15 protein-coding genes are annotated in these 20,061 nt (G+C 66.0%); 6 read left to right on the top strand and 9 right to left on the bottom strand.

Annotation, left to right across the window (positions count from 1 at the left end; translation table 11 throughout):
- Positions 1 to 63: 63 nt before the first annotated feature.
- A complete protein-coding gene (locus AC1DQQ_RS01625; protein WP_478044101.1) occupies positions 64 to 1,080 on the top strand; it encodes a cupin-like domain-containing protein in 1,017 nt (338 codons plus the stop codon).
- A 14-nt stretch (positions 1,081 to 1,094) separates the two neighbouring features.
- On the top strand, positions 1,095 to 2,984 hold the full coding sequence (locus AC1DQQ_RS01620; protein ID WP_478044100.1) for a sialate O-acetylesterase: 1,890 nt from the start codon (positions 1,095 to 1,097) through the stop codon (positions 2,982 to 2,984).
- Between the two features lie 10 nt (positions 2,985 to 2,994).
- On the opposite strand, the gene AC1DQQ_RS01615 is transcribed toward AC1DQQ_RS01620, so the two are convergent.
- The gene (locus AC1DQQ_RS01615) at positions 2,995 to 4,056 is read right to left on the bottom strand and encodes a LacI family DNA-binding transcriptional regulator (RefSeq protein ID WP_478044099.1); all 1,062 of its coding nucleotides are present in this window, start codon (positions 4,054 to 4,056) and stop codon (positions 2,995 to 2,997) included.
- Between the two features lie 146 nt (positions 4,057 to 4,202).
- On the opposite strand from AC1DQQ_RS01615, the gene AC1DQQ_RS01610 reads away from it, so the two are divergent.
- Genes AC1DQQ_RS01610 through AC1DQQ_RS01595 form a run of 4 tightly spaced genes read left to right on the top strand, consistent with a single transcriptional unit; the run spans position 4,203 to position 13,163 of the window.
- The gene (locus AC1DQQ_RS01610; RefSeq protein ID WP_478044098.1) at positions 4,203 to 6,167 is read left to right on the top strand and encodes a hypothetical protein; all 1,965 of its coding nucleotides are present in this window, start codon (positions 4,203 to 4,205) and stop codon (positions 6,165 to 6,167) included.
- A gap of 35 nt (positions 6,168 to 6,202) precedes the next feature.
- On the top strand, positions 6,203 to 8,647 hold the full coding sequence (locus AC1DQQ_RS01605; protein WP_478044097.1) for a glycoside hydrolase family 3 protein: 2,445 nt from the start codon (positions 6,203 to 6,205) through the stop codon (positions 8,645 to 8,647).
- Positions 8,644 to 10,257, top strand: a complete 1,614-nt coding sequence (locus tag AC1DQQ_RS01600; RefSeq protein WP_478044096.1) for a DUF5597 domain-containing protein — start codon at positions 8,644 to 8,646, stop codon at positions 10,255 to 10,257. The genes AC1DQQ_RS01605 and AC1DQQ_RS01600 overlap by 4 nt, the downstream gene beginning before the upstream one ends.
- Positions 10,254 to 13,163 carry a glycoside hydrolase family 31 protein gene (locus AC1DQQ_RS01595; protein WP_478044095.1) on the top strand — a complete coding sequence of 970 codons (2,910 nt, stop codon included), beginning with the start codon at positions 10,254 to 10,256 and terminating at the stop codon, positions 13,161 to 13,163. The genes AC1DQQ_RS01600 and AC1DQQ_RS01595 overlap by 4 nt, the downstream gene beginning before the upstream one ends.
- 72 nt (positions 13,164 to 13,235) lie before the next feature.
- On the opposite strand, the gene AC1DQQ_RS01590 is transcribed toward AC1DQQ_RS01595, so the two are convergent.
- The 8 genes from AC1DQQ_RS01590 to AC1DQQ_RS01555 form a co-directional block, all read right to left on the bottom strand.
- Positions 13,236 to 14,639 carry a sugar porter family MFS transporter gene (locus tag AC1DQQ_RS01590; RefSeq protein WP_478044094.1) on the bottom strand — a complete coding sequence of 468 codons (1,404 nt, stop codon included), beginning with the start codon at positions 14,637 to 14,639 and terminating at the stop codon, positions 13,236 to 13,238.
- Positions 14,640 to 14,664: 25 nt separating this feature from the next.
- Positions 14,665 to 15,528, bottom strand: coding sequence for an SMP-30/gluconolactonase/LRE family protein (locus tag AC1DQQ_RS01585; protein ID WP_478044093.1), 864 nt, complete (start codon positions 15,526 to 15,528; stop codon positions 14,665 to 14,667).
- Positions 15,525 to 16,301: a D-xylose 1-dehydrogenase gene (xylB, locus tag AC1DQQ_RS01580; protein ID WP_478027820.1), complete on the bottom strand. Its 777-nt coding sequence runs from the start codon at positions 16,299 to 16,301 to the stop codon at positions 15,525 to 15,527. The genes AC1DQQ_RS01585 and xylB overlap by 4 nt, the downstream gene beginning before the upstream one ends.
- Positions 16,301 to 17,449, bottom strand: coding sequence for a fumarylacetoacetate hydrolase family protein (locus AC1DQQ_RS01575; protein WP_478044092.1), 1,149 nt, complete (start codon positions 17,447 to 17,449; stop codon positions 16,301 to 16,303). Before AC1DQQ_RS01575 ends, xylB begins: the two co-directional genes overlap by 1 nt.
- Before the next feature lie 273 nt (positions 17,450 to 17,722).
- Positions 17,723 to 18,589 carry a PhzF family phenazine biosynthesis protein gene (locus AC1DQQ_RS01570; protein ID WP_478044091.1) on the bottom strand — a complete coding sequence of 289 codons (867 nt, stop codon included), beginning with the start codon at positions 18,587 to 18,589 and terminating at the stop codon, positions 17,723 to 17,725.
- Positions 18,590 to 18,597: 8 nt separating this feature from the next.
- Positions 18,598 to 18,918, bottom strand: coding sequence for an ArsR/SmtB family transcription factor (locus tag AC1DQQ_RS01565; protein ID WP_478044090.1), 321 nt, complete (start codon positions 18,916 to 18,918; stop codon positions 18,598 to 18,600).
- Positions 18,919 to 19,060: 142 nt separating this feature from the next.
- Positions 19,061 to 19,591 carry an OmpH/Skp family outer membrane protein gene (locus tag AC1DQQ_RS01560; RefSeq protein WP_478044089.1) on the bottom strand — a complete coding sequence of 177 codons (531 nt, stop codon included), beginning with the start codon at positions 19,589 to 19,591 and terminating at the stop codon, positions 19,061 to 19,063.
- A gap of 19 nt (positions 19,592 to 19,610) precedes the next feature.
- On the bottom strand, positions 19,611 to 20,045 hold the full coding sequence (locus AC1DQQ_RS01555) for a hypothetical protein (protein WP_478027811.1): 435 nt from the start codon (positions 20,043 to 20,045) through the stop codon (positions 19,611 to 19,613).
- Positions 20,046 to 20,061: the final 16 nt, after the last annotated feature.

Below are 20,061 nucleotides of genomic sequence, written 5' to 3'. Positions count from 1 at the left end.
ACGCGATGGGGAGAAGTCGGCCATGGACGGCAGCATCGAACGGCGTCGCGGCGGGCGGAACGGGTGACGGCCGCCATTCGAGAGATCGTGCTGGACCGCGACGACAGCGGCGCGCCTGAACGGTTCGCCGACCTGATCGCGACGGCCGAGCCGGTGGTGTTGCGCGGGCTGGTGCGCGATTGGCCGGTCGTGGCGGCGGCCGGCGACGGTATGGCGGCGCTGGCCGCTTTCCTGAAGGCGTTCGATCGCGGCGGCCTTGCCAGCTGCATCGCCGGCCACCCGTCGATCAATGGCCGCTTCTTCTATACGCGCGACATGACCGGCCTCAACTTCGGGCGCCGTGACGCGACCGTCGCCGATCTGCTCGACCAGTTGGTGCACCAGGCGGACCAAGCCCATCCGCTCGCGATCGCGATGCAATCGGCGCCGGTACGCGAGGTGCTGCCCGGATTCGCCGAACGGCATCCGATGGCGCTGCTCGACCCGTCGGTGGCGGCGCGGATCTGGATCGGCAACGCCATCTCGGTCGCCACGCATTACGATTCGAACGACAATATCGCCTGCGTCGTCGCCGGCCGCCGGCGGTTCACCTTGTTTCCGCCGGATCAGGCGGCGAATCTCTATCTCGGGCCATTCGAACTGACTCCGGCAGGCACTCCGGTCAGCATGGTCGATGTCGATGCGCCCGATCGCGATCTTTATCCGCTCTACGCCGAAGCGGAAAAGCAGGCGCGGACGGCCGAGCTCGGCCCGGGCGACGCGATCTTTATTCCCTATCTGTGGTGGCATGCGGTCCGGTCGCTCGATCCGGTCAGCATCCTGATCAATTACTGGTGGAGCGATCACGCTGTGCCGACCGCGCCGGTCCAGGCGATGCTGCATGCCTTGCTCGCGTTCCGCGATCTGCCGCCGGCACGGCGGGCGGCGTGGCGCGCGCTGCTCGACCATCTCGTTTTCGCCGACGATGCCGGACAAGCGGCGCACTTGCCCGAGCATGCACGCGGGGTAATGGGCCCGATCTCGCCCGAGATGCGGCGTGAGTTGCACCGCGTGATCGCCGCGGTGCTGCAATCGAAATAATCAGGAGAGGGAAGATGATGCGGTGGATGATCGTGGCATTCGGCATGTTGGCGTCCGCGCCGGCCGCGGCACAGGTGACGTTCGACGCGCCGTTCACCGACCATGCGGTGCTGCAGCGTGATCGTGCGATTGCGGTGCACGGCCATGCCGCGCCCAAGGCGGAAATCGTGCTGAGCTTCGCAGGCGCGACTGTCCGTGCGGCGGCCGACGCCAAGGGCGCGTGGCGCGCGATCCTGCCGGCCAGGCCCGCCGGCGGCCCCTATTCGCTCGTCGCAGCGAGCGGCGGCGCAAACGCGACGCTCGGCGATGTCATGGTCGGCGACGTCTGGCTGTGCTCGGGCCAGTCGAACATGGAATTCACGCTGCGCCATGTGACCAATGCCGATACCGAGGTGCAGCAGTCGGGACATCCCTTGCTGCGCCTGTTCAACGTGCCGCGCCAGTCGAGCGCGACGCCGCAAGCGGGCTTCGGCGCCCCGGTCGGCTGGCAGGTCTCGGCGCCGGCCAGCGCAGCTGACTTCTCGGCGGCCTGCTATTTCATGGGTCGCGACCTCCAGCAGCGGCAGGGAATCGCGGTCGGACTGATCTCCTCGGCCTGGGGCGGGTCGGTGATCGAGGACTGGATCAGCCGCGAATCACTGGCGACGCTGCCGCGCTATCGCCCGGCGCTCGACTTGCTGGGTCTCTACGGGCGCGATCCGGCGGCGGCATCGCTGCAATGGCGCAATATGGTGGAAAAGTGGCTCGGCGCGCGCGCGTCGGCACCGGCCAATGCCGCCTGGCGTCCAGTACCCTCTACCGCGGCCTGGGAGAATTGGGGCGACCCCGCGCTCGCGAGTTTCGACGGCATCGGCTATTATCGCGCGCATGTGACGCTCACCGCCGCGCAGGCGGGCAGGGCCGAACTGGCGATCGGCGCGGTCGATGATATCGACCTGACACGCGTCAACGGAACCACGGTCGGCGCGCTCCAGGGATGGGACGCGCAACGCCGCTATCCCGTCGCGCCCGGCCTGCTCCATGCGGGAGACAATGTGATCGAGGTCGCCGCGATCGATACCGGTGGTGGTGGCGGTCTGTGGGGCACCGCGCCGCGCACGCTCACTTTGGCCGACGGCACGGTCCTTGCGCCGAAGGACTGGCAGTTCACGCGCGGCGACGCGCTCGCGGCCATCGGCGTGCCGCCCGGCCTGCCCTGGCTCGGCGGCAGTGGGCGGACCACGCTCTACAATGGCATGATCGCGCCGCTGGATGGTTATCCGGTCAAAGGGTTCGCCTGGTATCAGGGCGAGGCGAATGTCGCCGATGCCACTGGTTATGCCGAGCTGATGCCGCTGCTGATCGCCGACTGGCGCAAGCGCTTCGGCGCCCAGCCGTTCCTGATGGTCCAACTCGCCGGATTCGGACCGCTGACCTCGCGGCCGGTTGATGACGTCTGGGCGCAATTGCGCGACGTCCAGCGCCGCGTCGCCGATGCCGACCCGAAGGTCGGCATGGCCAGCGCGATCGATATCGGCCAGGTCGCCGACATCCACCCGACCAACAAGCAGGGCGTGGGCTATCGCCTAGCGCTCGGCGCGCGCGCTATCGCCTTGGCGGAAAAGGTCGAGGCGCGGGGACCTGCCCCTGCCGCGGCCGTCCGGCGCGATGGCAAGATCGCGATCCGCTTCGCGCATGGCCCGCTGGTGACGGTCGGTGGCGGCCAGGTCATCGGATTCGAACTGTGCGACGCAGGCGGGCAATGCCATTATGCCGACGCCGTCGCGAGCGGCGATACGGTGCTGGTACCCGACGACGGCAAGGCGAGCGAAGTCCGCTATCTGTGGCAGGCCAGCCCGATCGTGAACCTCTACAATCCGGACGGGCTGCCGGCGACCGGGTTCCGTTTACCGATCGGGCGATAGCGCCGACAGTCTACGCCCCAAGGTGTCCGTCCGACTCGCGCTCGACCAATGTGAAATCGAGCACCAGCCGGCGCGGGTCCGGCGTCTTGCCCTGGCGCCGCGCATTGACCTCGGCGACGAGCATCTCGATCGCGGCGCGCGACATCGCCGCGATCGGCTGGCGCACGGTGGTGAGCTCGGGCCAGATCGCGGTGGCCAGCGCGGTGTCGTCGAACCCGCACACGCTGACGTCTCCCGGTACGTCCAGCCCGCGGCGATGCGCGACGGCGACCGCGGCGGCCGCCATGTCGTCGTTGCTGGCGAAGATGGCGGTCGGGGGTTGGGGCAGATCGAGCAACGCCTCGCTCGCCTCGAGCCCCGAGCGGTAAGTGAACAGCCCCTGCTTGATCAGCGCTTCGTCGATCGCGATCCCCGCCTCGGCCAGCGCCGACTTATAGCCTTCGAGCCGCCGCGCGCTCGCTGTCTGGTCGGGATTGCCGATGATGAAGCCGATCCGCCGGTGGCCCTGCGCGACGATGTGCCGCGTCATCGCCTCGGCCGCGGCGAAATCGTCGATCGACACGGTCGAGACCCCGTCCGCCAGCCGGGCGGTGGCGACGGCGACCGCGGTCACGTTCTCCGCCGCGAGCAGGTCGATCAGCGGCTGCGAATCGCACAAGGGCGGGGGCAGCAGGATGCCGTCGATCCCGCTCCTGATCAGGTGGCGCGCACTGGTCTCCTCGCCCTCTCCCCGGTCACATTTCTCGACCACCAGCTGGACGTCGGAGCGGCTCGCCTGATCCAGGCTGCCGACCAGAAACTCGCTGAGATAGGCAGCGCTGGGATTACTGTAGAGCAGCCCGAGACGCACCTGACCGCCGCCGGCGAGGCTCCGCGCCGCGCGATTGGGGGCGTAATTGAGGGCGGCGATCGCCTCGTTGACCGCGTCGCGGGCAGCCTGGCGGACATGGCTCGCGCCGTTGATCACGCGCGACACCGTCATCGGTGAGACGCCGGCCCGCTTGGCGACGTCTTCGATTCTCGGCGCATCGCCGCCACGGCCTTTGCGCTTCTGTGGTGTTCCCCCGTTCATCCGCGTGCGTGTAGCGCAGCATTGCGCGTCAAGCCCAGCCAAAATCCTTTCGCCACATTCCGACACGACCCGATTGCCATCGGCGCAACTCTTATGGTAGCGCTCACAATGACTCGGGAACAACCCGGCATCGAGGGGAGACATGCGTGCCTGAAATTGCCCGCCGGCGACGTTCTGGATCGATTGCGCGTGCCGTCTTGCTCGCCGCGATCGCAGGACTGACCACGACGCCGGCCGCCGCGGCACCTCCGCTGTTGCAGGCGGCCGCTGCCTCCTCCCCTGCTCCGTATCGCAACTTCAAGGTCGCGATCTATGTCGTCGTCGGCAATGTTCGCGCGCTCGCCGACCGCGCGACGTTCGACCGCGAATATGCCCGCGTCGCCGGCCAGCTCCATTTCGACAAGGTCTATATCGAGGCCTATCGCGACCACCAATTCGCGACCGATGACGAACTGGCCAAGGTGTCGTCCTATTTCCGCGAGAAGGGCGTGGCGGTGGCCGGCGGCATCACGCTCGCGGCGGGCGGCAAGAACGGACAATTCGGTACGTTCGATTACGAGGATCGTGACGACCGCGCCGAATGCGAGCGCGCGGTGCGGCTCGCGGCGCGGCATTTCGATCAGGTCATCCTGGACGACTTCTTCTTCTTCACCTCGAAGAGCGACGCCAACATCGCCGCCAAGGGCAAACGCAGCTGGACGCAATACCGGCTCGACACGATGCGCGGCGTCGCGCGCGATCTCGTACTGCGCCCGGCCAAGGCGGAGAATCCCAAGGTCCGGATGATCATCAAATATCCGAACTGGTACGAGCATTTTCAGGGATTGGGCTACGACCTCGACCAGGAAGCCAAGGCGTTCGACGGCATCTATACCGGAACCGAGACGCGCGACCCGGTGATCACTGACCAATTGCTCCAGCAATATGAGAGCTATTCGGTCTATCGCTATTACGCGAACATCCGTCCGGGCGCGAATGGCGGCGGCTGGGTCGATACGTTCAGCACGCGCTATCTCGATCGCTATGCCGAGCAATTGTGGGATACGATGCTCGCCAAGGCGCCGGAGATCACGTTGTTCAACTGGAGCCCGATGGCGTCCGACGCGGGCGCCGATGAGGGCGAGCGCCCCTGGGCGACGATGGGGACCAGCTTCGACTGGTCGGCGGCCATGCGCGCCTGGCGACAATCGGGATCGCGTACGCCGGCCGGCTGGGCGCGCGCCGCGGGGCTGTCGCTCGATGCGGTCGATTCGGTGCTCGGGTCGCTCGGCAAGCCGATCGGCGTGGCGAGCTACAAGCCATATCAGTCGAGCGGCGACGACTTCCTGCATAATTATCTCGGCAATATCGGCATCCCGATCGAACTGGCGCCGACCTATCCCGCCGACGCCCGGACGATCCTGCTGACCGAGGCCGCCGCCGCCGATCCGGGAATCGTCGCGAAAGTACAAGCGAGCCTGAAAGGCGGCGCGACGGTGATCGTCACCTCGGGCTTCGTGTCCGCGCTCGGCACGCGCTTCGCCGATCTCGCGGAATGGACGCCGACCGGGCGGACCGTCGCGGTCGATCATTTCGTCGAGGGATTCGGCGCGGGCAATGGCCGCCTGCTCGACGATCCGGGCGGTTCGGCACGGCCGATCCTGTTCCCCGATCTGCGCTTCTACACCAATGACAGCTGGGCGGTCGTGCGCGGCGTGTCGGGGCAGAAGGGCTTCCCGATCCTGCTGATGAACAGATATTCGCAAGGCACGCTGATGATGCTGGCGACGCCCGAAAATCCCAGCGACCTCTACAATTTGCCGACCGCGGCGCTCGACCATATCCGCGCGATGACGATGCAGGACTTTCCCGCCCATCTCGCGGCGCCAGCTAACGTCGCACTCTTTGCCTATGACAACGGATCCTATGTCGTGGAGAATTTCCACGACCAGCCGGCGACGGCGGCGCTGGTGATCAAGGGCGAGGGCGTCAAAGCGGTCGGGCTGTCCGACAACACGCCGATCGCCGCCGCCGCACCGGTGCCCGGCGGCAAGGACGTCCAGCCTGGCTGGACGCGCTTCGTACTCGATCTGCCGCCGCATTCGTTCCGGGCGATCGCGACCAGCAGATGATTTCAAGGAAAGAAAAGTCGGTGGGGAAAATCACGATGAGAGCAAGGATCGGGTTGGTGGCATTGTTATCCGCGACGATGATCGGCGCGACCGCGGTGGCTGGCACGCCGGCCGCGCCAGGCATTGCCAACCCGGCATTATGGCCGGCCGCGAAGAGCCGCGGCCTGGTGAATCCCGCGACCGAGGCGAAGATCACCGCGCTGATGGCGAAGATGACGATCGAGGAGAAGGTCGGGCAGATGATCCAGGCCGATATCGGCTCGATCAAGCCCGAGGATCTCCGGAAATATCCGCTTGGCAGCATCCTCGCCGGCGGCAGTTCGCCACCCCTCGGCAGCCCCGATCGCTCGCCACAGGCGCCGTGGGTCGCGACCTCCAGGGCGTTCGCCGCGGTCGCGAACGAAGCGCGGCCTGACCATGTCGCGATCCCGCTGATGTTCGGCATCGACGCGGTTCACGGCAATTCGAACGTGGTCGGCGCGACGCTGTTTCCGCACAATATCGGTCTCGGTGCTGCTAACGACCCCGCGCTGATGACCCGGATCGGTCGCGCGACCGCCGAGGAGACCGCCGCGACGGGGATCGACTGGGCGTTCGGGCCGACGCTGGCGGTACCGCAGGACGACCGTTGGGGCCGCACCTATGAAGGCTATTCGGAAAACCCCTCGATCACCGCGCGTTACGCCGGCGCGATGATCCGCGGACTGCAGGGCAACCCCGGCAAGGGCCGCATCCAGCTAGGCAATGTCGCGGCGAGCGCCAAGCATTTCCTGGGCGACGGCGGCACCAAGGACGGGGTCGACCAGGGCGACGACCAGATCGACGAGGCGACGCTGATCCGCCTCCACGCGCAAGGCTATCCGCCCGCGATCAACGCCGGCACGATGACCGTGATGGCATCCTATTCGAGCTGGAACGGGCAGAAGATGCACGGCAACAAATCGTTGCTGACCGATGTCCTGAAAGGACGGATGGGCTTTGCCGGATTCGTCGTTGGCGACTGGAACGGCCATGGCCAGGTCCCCGGCTGCAGCAACACCGACTGCGCGATCGCGTTCAACGCCGGGCTCGACATGGCGATGGCGCCGGACAGCTGGCGCGACTTGTTCGACAACACGCTGAAGGAAGCGAAATCGGGCGTGATCCCGATGACCCGGATCGACGATGCGGTGCGCCGTATCCTGCGCGTCAAATTCGCGCTCGGCCTGTTCGACGCCGCGCGGCCATGGGAAGGGCGCGCCGACGTGCTTGGCTCGCCCGCGCATCGCGCGCTTGCCCGCGAAGCCGTGGCCAAGACCCTGGTGCTGCTCAAGAATGACGGCGTGCTGCCGCTCAAGGCGAGCGCCAATGTGCTCGTTACGGGCCCGGGCGCGGATTCGATCTCGATGCAGTCGGGCGGTTGGACCTTGAGCTGGCAAGGCGACGGCAACAGTAACGCCGATTTCCCCAATGCACAGTCAATCTATTCGGGCATCGCCGCGGCGATGAAGGCGGGCGGCGGTTCGGCGACGCTGTCGGCGGACGGTAGCTTCGCCAACAAGCCCGATGCCGCGATCGTCGTGTTCGGCGAGACGCCCTATGCCGAGATGCGCGGCGACGTCAGGACGCTCGAGTTCCAGCCGGGCGACAAGGAGGCGCTGGCCTTGCTCAAGAAGCTCCGCGCGGCCGGCGTCCCGACCGTGTCGGTGTTCCTGTCGGGCCGGCCGCTCTGGGTGAATCCCGAACTCAACCAGTCGGACGCGTTCGTCGCCGCCTGGCTACCCGGAAGCGAGGGCGCGGGGATCGCCGACGTCATCGTCGGCACGCGCGCCGGCAAGCCGCGCAAGGATTTCACCGGCCGACTGTCCTACAGTTGGCCGAAGACCGCGGGCCAGTTCACTCTCAACACCGGACAACCGGGCTACGATCCGCTATTCGCGTTCGGTTATGGGCTGAGCTACGCCAAACCGGGCAAGGTCGGCGTGCTTGGCGAAGTGGCCGGGGTCGATCCCGGGCTGGCCAATACCAACCTGTTCTTCGCCAAGGGCAAGGTCCCGGCGCCGTATGCCTGGGCGCCGGACTCGGGCGTGACGCGCGCGGCCGTCGACGGGCCGCATATCCAGGAAGGTGCTGCGCGATTGACCTGGCCGGCCGGACGTGACGCGACGATCGCGATAAATGGCGTGCCGCTTAACCTGACGCGCGAGACCAATGCCGAGCTGGTGCTCGAAATGACCTATCGCGTCGATGCCGCGCCGTCGGGGCCGGTAACGCTCGGCTTCGGCGCCGCGAAGATCGACGCGACCACTTTGTTCGCCGCCGGGCCGCAATGGCGGACGGTGCGCATCGGCCTCAAATGCCTGCGCGAGCGGGGCGCCGACATGACCGGCGTGACGACCCCGTGGTCGCTGACGGCGAGCGCTCCGTTCGCGCTGTCGGTTGCCGATATCCACCTCGCCACCGATCCCAGCGGCGCGGTGTGCCCGGCGGCGGCACGATGAGCCGGCGCCTGATTTCCATCCTGCCATTGCTGCTGGCGGGGCTCGGGCTGCCGGCGCACGCCGCGGGCGAATTGCCGCGCGTCGTTACCAAGGACGGGCGCTCGGCGCTGTTCGTCGACGGCGCACCCTATCTGATGCTGGGCGCGCAAGCGAACAATTCGAGCAATTACCCCAGCCAATTGCCCAAAGTGTGGCCGATGCTCGAGCGGCTGCACGCCAATACGCTCGAAATCCCGATTGCCTGGGAACAGATCGAGCCGGTCGAGGGCAAGTTCGACTTCTCCTATCTCGATGCGTTGCTGAAAGGCGCGCGCGAGCACAATATCCGCGTCGTGTTGCTATGGTTCGGCGCGTGGAAGAACACGGGTCCGAGCTATGCTCCGGCTTGGGTGAAGAGCGACAATGCGCGCTTTCCCCGGATGCGGACCAGCGACGGCAAAGCGCATTATGTGCTGAGCCCGCATGCCCGCACCACACTCGATGCCGACAAACGCGCGTTCACCGCGCTGATGCAGCGACTGAAGGCGGACGATCCGCAGAACAGCGTGATCATGGTCCAGGTCGAGAATGAGAGCGGCAGTTATCGCTCGGCGCGCGATTTCTCGCCCGAGGCGCAGAAACTGTTCGCGCAGCCGATCCCGCAGCCGCTCGCCGCCAAGACCGGCAAGTCGGGGACCTGGATCCAGGCGTTCGGCAAGCTCGCCGATACCGCGTTCAACGCCTGGTACGTCGCGCGCTATATCGACGAAGTCGCCGCCGCCGGCCAGGCGATCAAGAACCTGCCGATGTATTGCAACGCGGCGCTGAGCGATCCGTTCGGACCGGCCGTGTCGGGCGGCGCCAGCGGCGGCCCGGACTGGCCGGTGATCGACGTGTGGCGCGCCGCCGCCCCGCACATCGCCCTGGTCGCGCCCGATATCTACAATCGCGACCCCAAGGCCTATGCCAAGTATCTCGATCTCTATGCGCGGCCCGACAATCCGCTGATGGTGCCCGAAACCGGCAACGCCGCCGAATATGCACGCTTCCTGTGGCCGGTGCTGGGCAAGGGCGCGATCGGCTTCTCGCCGTTCGGCTTCGACGACACCGGCTATGTCAATTATCCGCTTGGCGCCAAGGAACTCGACGACGCGACGATCGATGCCTTTGCGGCCAAATATCGACTGCTCGCGCCCGCGGCCCGCAGCTGGGCGCGCATCGCGTTCGAGCATCCGGTCTGGGGCGCGGCCAAGATGGACGACGCCGCCGACCAGACGATGACCTTCGGCCGATGGAAAATCACCGTTCAATATGATCAGTGGCAGTTCGCCGAACGCGACGCGACCTGGATCAAGATCGACCCTAGGCCAACCAAAGGCAAGCCGGTGGGCGGCGCGCTGGTTGCCCAGCTCGGCCCCGATCAATTCCTATTGACCGGATCCGATGTCCGACTGCGCGTCGATGATGCCAGCGGCGGCAACGGCATGATGCTGCGGGTCGAGGAAGGTCATTTCGATGCGCAGGGCAATTGGGTGTTCGAGCGCGTCTGGAACGGCGATCAGACCGATTACGGGCTTAACTTCACCGCCACACCGGTGTGGCTCAAAGTGACAATGGGGACGTGGAAATGACGGCGATGCGATGGTTGATGCTGGGCTCTGCGGCGATCGCGCTGGCGGGTGCCGGGGGCGTAGCGGCGCTAGCGGCTGACACGGCCGCGGAGGCATCCGCGGCGGATGGATCGGTAGCGAAGATCGACCACGGCGTCGTGGTCACGCCGCTGTCCGGCCCGGCAAAGCGCGTTCGCGTGCTCGCTTATGGCGACGCGAGCTTCCGGGTGACTGCGGTGCCCGGAACCGATTTCGACGACGTACCCGACAGCTTGATGGTGATCGCCAAGGCCGACGGCGATCCGATCGTCACCAAGGCCAACGGCTATGTCTCGCTCAAGTTGCCCAAGGCCAGCGCGCGCATCCGCCTGGCCGATGGCTCAGTCAGCTTTCTCGACGCCACGGGTAAGCCGCTACTCGCCGAGGCGCCGCGTACGGCGTTCCGCCCGGTGTCGGTCGAGGGCAAGCCCTATTTTTCGGCCAGCCAGCAATTCAACCGCGGCACCGATGAGGGCTTTTACGGGCTCGGCCAGCACCAGAACCGGCAGATGAACTACAATGGCGAGGACGTCGAACTCGCCCAGCACAATATGGACATCGCGATCCCGTTCGTCGTCTCGACGCGCGGCTACGGCCTGCTCTGGGACAATGACGGGATCACCCGGTTCGGCAATCCACGCCCTTATGCTCTGGTCGGCGACGACGAGCTCAAGGTGACGAGCGGCGGCAAGCCGGGCTGGAAGGCCGATTATTATCTCGGCGGCAAGCTGGCGGTCAGCCGCCAGGAAGCGACGATCGACTATCAATTCATTCGCGACCAGAAGAAATGGCCGGCCGCGGCCAAGGCGGCGACCAAGGCCTCGGGCGAGAGTGGGCAGAACACCGCCGGGGTCAACACCCAGGAGCAGCGGGTCGTCTGGACCGGCAACGTCACGGCCGACAAGAGCGGCATGCACAAGTTCCGGCTCTACGCGTCGAGCTACATGAAGGTCTATGCCGACGGGAAATTGGTGATGTCGCACTGGCGGCAGAACTGGAATCCGTGGTTCCACAATTTCGACCTGCCGATGACCGCCGGCAAATCCGTCGCGATCCGGGTCGAGTGGGATCCGAACGCCGGCTATATCGGATTGGTCCACAACGATCCCTTGCCCGCCGCCGATCGCCATTCGCTGTGGATGACGTCGGACGTCGCCAAGGACGTGGATTACTATTTCATCGGCGGCCGCGGCAGCGTCGATGGCGCGATCGCGGGCTATCGCGCGCTCACCGGCAAGGCCACGCTGATGCCCAAATGGGCCTATGGCTTCTGGCAGAGCCGCCAACGCTACGAGACACAGGACCAGTTGGTCGGCGTGGTGCGCGAATATCGCAAGCGCGGCATCCCGCTCGACAATATCGTGCTCGACTGGCGCTATTGGGTCGACGACCAATGGGGCAGCCACGATTTCGATACGAGCCGCTTCCCCGATGCCAAGAAAATGGTCGATGACGTCCACGGCCTCGACGCGCACATCATGATCTCGGTGTGGGGGAAATTCTATCCGACCACCGCCAACGGCAAGGCGCTCGACGCCAAGGGCTATCTCTACCGCCGCCCGCTCGAGGCGGGGCAGAAGGACTGGGTCGGCCCGGGCTATGCCAACACCTTCTACAATCCCTACACCAAGGGTGCCCGCGACCTGTTCTTCAACCAGGTCAACGAGAAACTGGTGTCGAAGGGGTTTGACGGCTGGTGGCTCGATTCGGACGAGCCCGACTGGCATTCCAATTTGTCGATCGAGGAACGCGCGTTCCAGATGGGCCCGACCGTGCGCGGGCCGGGCGCCGCGGAGTTCAACACTTATCCGCTCGTCCATGTCGAGGGCGTCGCCGACAATCTGCGCCGCGTCGAGCCGGGACGGCGGCCGTTCATCCTGACGCGCTCGGCGTTCGGCGGCATCCAGCGGTCGAGCGCGGCGGTATGGTCGGGCGACGTCGCGGCGCGCTGGGACAATCTGCGCGACCAGATCTCGGCCGGGGTCAATCTGTCGATGTCGGGGCTGCCCAATTGGAGCCAGGATATCGGCGGCTTCGCGGTCGAAGACCGCTATACGCAGCAGCGTCCCGCCGATCAGCCCGAATGGCGCGAGCTCAACCTGCGCTGGTTCCAGTTCGGCGCCTTCTCGCCGCTGTTCCGCAGTCACGGCGAATTCCCGTATCGCGAAATCTACGAGATCTCGGCCAAGGATCCGGCGATGCAGGCGTCGATGATCTGGTACGACAAGCTCCGCTACCGCCTGATGCCGTATATCTACACCAGCGCGGCGGACACCTGGTTCGCCGACGGCAGCATCATGCGCGGACTGGTGATGGATTTCGGCAGCGACCGGCGCACCTGGGGGATCAACGACGAATATATGTTCGGTCCGTCGTTCCTCGTCGCCCCGGTCTCCGAATTCAAGGCACGCAGCCGCCAAGTCTATCTGCCCGCCGGGACCGGCTGGTACGACTTCAACCGCGGTACCTATTATGCCGGCGGCCAGTCGATCACCGCGGCGGCGCCGTACGAGCGCATGCCGCTGTTCGTCCGGGCGGGCGCGATCGTCCCGACCGGTCCCGACGTACAGACGACCAGCGAACAGCCCGGCGGGCCGATCGTGCTCCAGGTCTTCACCGGCGCGAACGGGACCTATTCGCTCTACGAGGATGACGGCCTCAGCGACGGCTATGCCAAGGGCAAATATGCCCGCATCCCGATCCGTTGGGACGACAAGAGCGGCACGCTGACGATCGGCGCGCGGACCGGCGGCTATGACGGGATGGCGGCGAAGCGGTCGATCTCGGTGCGCTTCTATGGGCCGCGCGCAGCCGCGGCGCCCGACTTCAGTGCCAACCCGGCGCGCAGCGTGGTCTATGACGGCCGGTCGGTAACGATCCGCCGCTGATCACTCGCTGAAACGAAAAGGGCGTGGGAAGCAGTTGCTTCCCACGCCCTTCTTTTTGCCTGGCGCCCGAGGTCAGCCGGTCATTTCCTCGAGTTCCTTGCCCTTGGTCTCGTGAATGAACTTCTGGACCAGGAAGAAGCTGATCACCGCGCACACCGCGTAGAAGGCGTAGCTGGTCGCGAGGCCCAGCTTGGCGGCCATGACCGGGAAGCTCTGCGCGACGAGATAGTTCGCGAACCATTGCGCGAAGCCGCACACCGCCAGCGCCGAGCCGCGGATCTGGTTGGGGAACATCTCGCCCAGCATCACCCACATGACCGGACCCCAACTCAGGTTGAAGAAGATCACGTAGAGGTTGGCGGCGACGACCGCGATGGTGCCCAGTTCCGGCGACAGCTGGAGTTTGCCGGCGGCGTCGAGTGAGCCCTGGCTGAATGCATAGACGAGGCCGAACAACGTCACCGCCATTCCCGCCGAGCCGATCAGCAACAGCGGCTTGCGCCCGATCCGGTCGACCAAGGCGACGGTGACCAGGCACGCGCCGATCGACACCACGCCCGACACGATATTGATCAGCAGCGAGTCATTCTCGGTGAAGCCGGCGAGTTGCCACAGGGTCGAGCCGTAATAGAAGATCACGTTGATCCCGACGAGTTGCTGGAACACCGCGAGCAGCAATCCGGCCCAGACCACCGGACGAATGCCGCCCTTCACAGGATCCAGTATGTCGCGCAGCTGCGGCCGGTGATCGGCGCTGAAGCTGCCGCGGATCTCGGCGAGCTTGGTCGCGGCGGTATCGGCACCGAACAGCCTGGTGAGAACGACTTCCGCCTCGCCCTCGCGGCCCTTCGACACCAGATAGCGCGGGCTCTCCGGGATCAGGAACAAGGCGGCCAGAAAGACCGCCGCCGGGATGGCCTGCATCAGGTACATCCAGCGCCACGCCTCGAGCCCGCCGAGCTTTTCGGTCGACGCGCCGGCGGCGGCGGCGAGATAGTAATTGACCACGAACGCCGCGGTCAGGCCCGAGATGATCATGATCTGCTGCACCGTCGTCATCCGCCCGCGGATATTGGCCGGCGCGACTTCGGAGATGTAGGCGGGCGAGAGGACGCTCGCCGCGCCCACCGCCATGCCGCCGATGATCCGCGCGGTCACGAAGATCGGCTGGAGATGGGCAAAGCCCTGGACCAGCGCTCCGCCCAGGAACAGCAATGCCGCGATCCGCATCACGTTGCGGCGGCCCATCCGGTCGGCGAGCGTACCGGCGAAGAACGCGCCGATGAAGCAGCCGATCAGCAGCGACCCGACGGTGAAGCCGAGCCCGCTCTCGCTCAGGCCGAATGCCGCCTTGAGCCCCGGCTGAGTGCCGTTCACCGCGCCACTGTCATAGCCGAACAACAATCCGCCGATCGTCGCCACCGCGACGATCATGGCGATGAGGCCGCTATTGGCCCGCGTCGCTCCCCCGTTCATTCTGCTCTCCCGTTATCGTTTTTTGTCATGATGATATGGCGTTGACCGGCACGCCGGCGACTCCGGCGTCGAACGCGAAGAGGTGCCCCGCCAGCGGCTGCGCGTCGAGCGCGGCGGCGTCGAGCGCGAGCTTCGCGGTGGTCGCATAGGCAGTCCGCAGGTCGGCACCGCCGAACGCGATCTTGGTCACATTGGCGACCGGAAAGCGCACGGTGTCGATCAGCGCGCCCGCGGGGTCGTAACGCCGCGCGCTCCAGCCGCCGAACAAGCCGGTCCACACGCACCCGTCCGCATCGACGGTCGGGCCGTCGGGATAGCCGTGGCTCTTGTCGATGGTGACGAACGGGCGCAGCGGGCCCAATGAACCGTCGTCGTTGATATCCGCCTGCCCGATCGTTCCCGCGAACGTGTCGGTAACGTAGAGCGTGGCGCCGTCGGGCGAAATGGCCGGGCCATTGGTCACGATCGCGGCCGGCAGCCCGGTATCCGAGACCTGTCCGCCCGACAGGCGGTAGAAGCGGCCGGATGCTTGCGCCTCGCTATCGTCCATCGACCCGAACCATAAGGAACCGTCGGGACCGACCACCGCGTCGTTGAGCCGATTGTCCGGCAACCCGGGTTCGACTTCGATCCGCGCCGAGAAGCTGCCATCGGTCGGATCGAAGCGATGGATGCCGGTCTTGAGTCCCGCGACCAGCCCTCCACTGGCGGCCGGCATCACCCAGCCGATCGGCGCCGGCGCGGCCCAGCGCGTGACGTCGCCATTACCGCCGAGGCGGTAGATGCACGGCGCCTTGATATCGACGAACCAGAGCGCGTCCCCGATCCATACCGGCCCCTCGCCCAGCATTGCCCCGACCGGGGCGACGACCTCGGGCGTTCCGGTCACCGCCAGCCCGCGTCGACAAAATATTCGTGGCCCGTGCACATCCGGGCATCGTCGGAAGCGAGGAACAGCACCAGCGCCGCGACATCGGCCGGCTGGATGCGTCCGTCGAGGCATTGCGCGGCGACCAGTTCGGCCTCGGCCTCGGGCGTATACCAGCGTTCCTGGCGCGGCGTCTGCACATTGCCCGGGATGACCGCGTTGACGCGGATGCCGTCGCGGCCAAGGTCACGCGCCATCGACCGCGTCAGCCCTTCGATCGCCGCCTTGGCGGTCTGGTAGAGCAGCAGATCGGGCAAAGCGAGATGCCAGCTGATCGACCCGAAATTGACGATCGCCCCGCCGCCCGCACGGCGCATCGCCGGGATGACCGCTTGGCTGGCGAAGAATTGGTGGCGCAGGTTCACCGCCATCCGGTCGTCCCAATACGCCGGGGTGATCTCGTCGATCTTGTGGCGGTCGTCATTGGCGGCGTTGTTGATCAGGACGTCGACGCCGCCGAGCTGTTCCTCGATCGCCGCGAAGCACGCCTTGAGCCCATCGACATCGGTCAGGTCGCAGCGGCTGTAGAGCACGGCATCGGAACCACCGAGCCGCTCGACCAGCGCGTGCGCCGCATCGTCTTGCACGTCGACAAAGGCGACCCGCGAACCCTGGGCGGCAAACGCCTCGACCAGGCCTTCGCCGATCCCGCTCGCGCCGCCGGTGATCAGCACGCGCTTGTCGGCGAGACTGGGATAGCTCGCGCGGGCGCTATTGATAGCGGCCTGCAGCATCAGTTCGCGGCCTCCGCGAGCACCGGTTGCGGCGTCAATAGCCCGCGCGCGGCGAGGTTGCGCATCAGATCGCCGATCCCGAACGACCATGCCGGCGCCGCCTTTGCGCTGGTGACCTTGTTGACCAACGTCCCCAGCCTTTCGCTCGAAATCGTGACGATGTCGCCCTCCTTGTGGGTGAAGCCGCGGCCTGGCGCATCGCGATCCTGGGTCGGCGCGAACATCGTGCCCAGAAACAGGGCGAAACCGTCGGGATAATGGTGCTCGCTCATTGCCTGGCGCACCAAGTCGGCGGGGTCACGGCTGATCTGTGCCATGCTGCTCGACCCGGTCAGGCGATAGCCGTCCATGCCCTCGATCGTCAGGTCGACGGCCGCGGCGCGCACGTCGTCGAGCGTGAAATCACCATCGAACAGGCGGATTAGCGGGCCGATCGCGCACGCTGCATTATTGTCCTTGGCCTTGCCCAGCAGCAGCGCCGAGCGACCTTCGAAATCGCGCAAATTGACATCGTTGCCCAACGTCGCGCCGACTACCTCGCCACCGGCATCGACCACCAGCACGATTTCAGGCTCGGGATTGTTCCAGGTCGAATCAGAGCGCACGCCGATCATCGCGCCGAAGCCAACCGCCGACAGCACCGGCGCCTTGGTGAAGATCTCCGCATCGGGACCGATCGCGACTTCGAGATATTGCGACCACATGCCGTCGGCAATCAATTTATCCTTGAGCGTGGCGGCCTCGGGCGATCCCGGCACTACCGCGCGCAGATCGCCGCCGACATGCGCGGAAAGACGATCGCGGATCGCCGCCGCTGCCCCGGCATCGCCACGCGCCCGCTCTTCGATCACGCGCTCGAGCGTCGACACCGCGAAGGTCACGCCGGCTGCCTTGACGCACTGCAAGTCGATCGGGCTCAGCCAATCGAGCGTCTCGATCGCGCCGAGCCGCTCGCCGCCCGCGGGATCGAACAGGCGCCGCGCCAAAAGGTCGGAGACGGTCGGCGCCACGCGTGCCATGTCATACGCAATGCCGCCGACGACGAGCACCGGACTCGGCCCATCGGCACGCGCCACGCGGCCGACAAAGCGACCTTGCTGCCAGTCCGCAGGCAGAAATTCGGCGGAAAACGTTTCCCAGCCGGCCATGTCCAGCCATCCCCTCGTTGCTTTGGTAACGCTACCTTTACCGGGAAGGGCGACATGTCAAGTCTGCCAATCGCCATTGCGACATTATGGTGGTTGAAGTGCCGGCCTCGCAAGATTGTTCGGCTGGTGTTGCTGACTTAGTGATTTGGCCATGACCGCCATTGGTCGTCGGCTATTGGCTTGCCTTGCTACTCAGCTCGTGATGCGTGCCGATATGATCGCGGAAGGCATCCGCCTTGTCGCGTGGCACGCGGCCGCTCCGGCGCCGCACGATCACGGCAGCACTTCCAGCGTGCCATGGCCGACAATGGCGACCTTGCCGCCGACGAGAACGGAATGGACCGCATCCGCCGTTCCGCGCGGCTTGACGTCGATCACGCTCGGCCGCCCCGAGAACCTGCCTTGATTCAGCGTGAAGATCTCGCCGGATCGGGCATCGCAGTAGCGCATGCGATAGGCGCCGACCGTTCCGGCGGCGCTGCCCGTGGCGACGTCTTCGACGATGCCGTCATTGTTCCAGTGGCGGATTTCCAGCGCCGCCTCGTCCAACAGCACCGCAAATTGCGCGCCCGCCCGCTTCACCAGCGCGGAAATGTCGGTTCTGATCCGCGCCTTCTCCAGCGCTCCGGGCGAAACCGGCACGATCAGGTACCGCAAGCCCGTGCTCACGACGACCATCGGCAACTGCGGGTGGAGATCGGACGGGTCAAGGTCGAAGGCAGCCGCCACGTCGTCGCGGTCATCGCATTCCCCCAGGAAGACCGCCTCTCCCTGATCCAGCATCGCCGCGAAGCCGGTTATCGCGCGCTGCGTCACCACGCTCACCGTCCGCTCCGCTAGTTCGAAGGTCCAATGACGCTCCTCTTCAGGGTGGCCATGGCAGTGCAGCGCGCATGCCGCGCCAATAATGGGGTGGCCGGCGAAAGGCAGTTCCGCGAACAGATCGAAAATGCGCGCGCGATAGGTGCCCGGGGTCGGCGTTTCCGCAAGGAAAATGGCTTCGAAATGCCGGAGCTCGCGCGTGATCGCCAGCATCTGCTCCATGGTCAGATCGGGTGCATCCATGAAAACGGGCAGGCTGTTGCCGGCATAGGGGCGGGCGGCGAATACGTCGACGTGGAGATAGCGGAGAGCATTCATAAGAGGGGTCACAATCCGGCGGCGAGGCCGGCGGCCAACGCCGCGATTGCCGACTCGTCACGGCGATAGAAGGTCCAGCCTTTCTTGCGGGTTGGCACGAGCAGCCCGCAATCGGCGAGCAGGCCGAGATGCCGCGATGCAGTCGCCGGAGCAAATCCGAGTCGTTCCCTGATGAAGTCGGCACAGACCCCGTCGGTCACGAGATCGCCATCGACCTGAGGCGGGAAATTGGCGACGGGGTCCTTCAACAATTCAAGGATTTTCAACCGCACCGGGCTGGCGATCGCCTTTAGCGCGGCGAGATCGATCGCAGGTTCGCTATTTAGCATATTTGCGAAATAGCGAATTATTGCGCTTCAAGGCAAGGGCAAAGGCGTGCTGATATTGAGCTGCGAAAAATCGGACTAACCCGGCACCCGAACGTCCTGCGCCACGGGGTCGCACCCGGACGCCTTTGGCGGCCGCATCACCCTATTGGAGCGTGACCGTCTGCACCAGGCTGTCCATTTCGCGCGTGACGGCGGGGGTGATATCCATGGCGTTGTTCCAGCCATAGGTGTTGTTGCGTTCGACCACCAAACTGCAGACGTTGCGGGTGACGATGCGGCCAAGCGCCTCGTTCAACGCGCGATCGATCTGCTGCTGGCCGCGTTCCTGGGCAGCGATGAAGCGGACATTCTGCTGCTGCTCGATTTCGCGCGCCTGCTGATCGAGCGCGGCCATTTGCCGCTGATATTCGATCGGCGCGGTGGCGTTCTGGCGCGCCTCGAGCTGCCGCCGCTGCTGCTCGATGCCGTTCCGCCGCTGCGCTAGATCGCCCGACAGCGACGCCTGCATCTGCTTGAGCTGCGCCTGCATCGACTGGCCCGCCCGCGACGCGCCGATCGCGCCGGTGCGCGACAACAGGCACAGGCCCTGGATCGGCGGCCCAAAGGTCTGGGCCGAAACGGGTGCCCCAATACCGATCAGCAGGAAGGCGGCAAACGGTCCGAACAATCGCATGCCGCCGTCTCTCGCTCAATCAGCGCGCGGCCGCAACCCGGTCCGCACAGGCCTGGTCCTGCCAGATCACTTCGGACACGGTCACGCTATAATGGCCAGGCGGCCGCTCGAAGCGGATTTCCATCCGGCAGCGAACCCGTTCGAGGCTTCCCGGCGCGACCGGAAAAAACAGCACATAATTCCACCGCCGGGTGATGCCCTCGCCGAAATGGGGCGGGCCGATCAGCCGGTAGATGCTGAACTTGTCGACACCCGGCGTGATCATCCGCACCGCCGCCGGGCTGACCGTCGCGCCCAGCTTCTTTTCCTCCAGCGGCCGGTGAGGGAAAGCATCCGGATCGACCTTTGCCACATAGACCGGAACGGGGGCCGAGGCGGCATCCTTGGCGGTCGCCGCGGAGCCCGAAAGACCGCAACCGACGAGAAAAGTAAGCGCGAGGAACTTGAGTCTCATTGCGTCCTCCTTTGGA

This window comes from Sphingomonas sp. P4_G3, from assembly GCF_056401105.1.
The sequence above is the reverse complement of the archived record's forward strand: the minus strand, read 5'-3'. Positions and strand labels throughout refer to the sequence as shown.